Origin of the sequence: Endozoicomonas sp. ONNA1, from assembly GCF_024606325.1 — a bacterium.
Lineage (GTDB): Bacteria > Pseudomonadota > Gammaproteobacteria > Pseudomonadales > Endozoicomonadaceae > Endozoicomonas_A.
Genome location: NZ_JAHHPN010000054.1, coordinates 1 through 1,521 on the forward strand (window position 1 = coordinate 1; position 1,521 = coordinate 1,521).

General features: G+C 47.9%; 2 protein-coding genes. One reads left to right on the forward strand and one right to left on the reverse strand.

Annotated features, from left to right (window positions below):
• Nucleotides 1–208: 208 nt before the first annotated feature.
• Nucleotides 209–421, reverse strand: coding sequence for a hypothetical protein (locus KDK19_RS01230; RefSeq protein ID WP_257291176.1), 213 nt, complete (start codon nucleotides 419–421; stop codon nucleotides 209–211).
• 142 nt (nucleotides 422–563) lie between these two features.
• Between KDK19_RS01230 and KDK19_RS01235 the strand changes: the two genes are divergently transcribed.
• Nucleotides 564–1,521, forward strand: a 958-nt coding sequence (locus KDK19_RS01235) for a hypothetical protein (protein ID WP_257291177.1), incomplete at its 3' end; no start/stop codon positions are given.

The following is a 1,521-nucleotide window of genomic DNA, read 5'->3' on the forward strand; positions in this document are numbered from 1 at the left end:
TCCTCAGACTGAGCCACTTTGTGCAAATCCCACTTTACTTGGAGGTTCGGCCAGAAATCCGGCATCATGCCAAAAAAGCGAGCCAGTCGCAAAGCGTGCTTGAGATAACCCCGCGTTTTTGATTAACAAGTTCATTGATTCGCTGACGAGAAACATGCAAAGCGTCTGGCTGCTCTAGAGAAAGGGTGCATATCGTCACCCAGCTCGTTCATGGCCACTTTGGACACAACTTCAGAACATCCAGGATAGGAGTAGAAACCGTTCCCCCGAAACCACAAATCGCCTGCTTGATATCACTCTCAAATAGCGTTTTATCTGCCAAATCGGAAAGCCTGGCAAACGAAAGCTTGGCAAACAAAGCCAGCTGAATTGGACTGGTATCCTGAAATTCACCGAACATGGGTTGGCAAGCGACCATCATAATCGGGGCCGAGAATTATCCTCAACCGACACCTTATTTTTAGCTTTATGCATTAATACTCACATTTTCATATATCTTGAATATTCAACCAGAATAAGCCAATATAACCCAACACCAGAGTTCTATTTGGACCAGGAAACCAATGAAAACCCGCTACATAACAGCAAACAGACTGGACAACAGCGACGACTGGCGGGCGAGTTACCACCTGTCACCAGCCGCCCTGTTGCCAGAAATGGGAGAACATTGGCCAAGCATTCAGCAGATGGGAAGCGATTGTATTGAAGGCTGGAGGACTTCGTTGAAGCCAGTCGCTGGCTTATCAGAACGTGATATTGACGAGATGCCGTTCTACAGATTGAGGCATATCGAGAATTCCATTCTTGAAACAGACAGTCATCACGCCCAGACACCCGTTATAAAATCAAAGCCTTTCTGCATTCAGCCCTGGGATGTTGCGATTAAAAAAGTCGGCGGCATCAAAGCAGCACTGACTCTGCCTGAACACGGGCAACACCCTGCCGATGCCAACCTCGCCATCATTCGCGGGATGAAACCTGAACAGGCTTTATGGCTGACAAAATGTCTTGAGCAACCTTTATATCGAGATTATCTGGAAAGCTCCGAGCGTATTACCTCTCTGATTCGGGTTGGCATCAAACAACTTAAACAAATGCCTCTGAACCCCATGCCGGAACGCTTTAAGCAACCGGCAAGCGCTTTTATTGCCCAGTACCGGCAGCTGGCCGAAGCTCGCTACCAATTGGATGTATTAAGGCAGGAAGTCAACAAATGGATGAAAGACTGGCAACAGGGATTGGAAAGGTTTATAAACCAGCAGCCCTGGCAAAAACGCTGGCAATCATTCCCGGCATCCGATATCGGTGATAACTGGCTGATGTCTTATACCGAGCAACGCTATATGGCCAGATTATGTGTGCAGGAATACAATGCCTGTCTGCTTGAAAACCTGGCGTCTATCAACCCACGTCAGCCCGAATACTCAGGTGGGGACAATCGAACACGCGCCCTGAGAATCCGGGATATCGACAACCATTTTGGTCTTTCAAGCCAACCTCAGCCTCTTAGCGAAATGACAT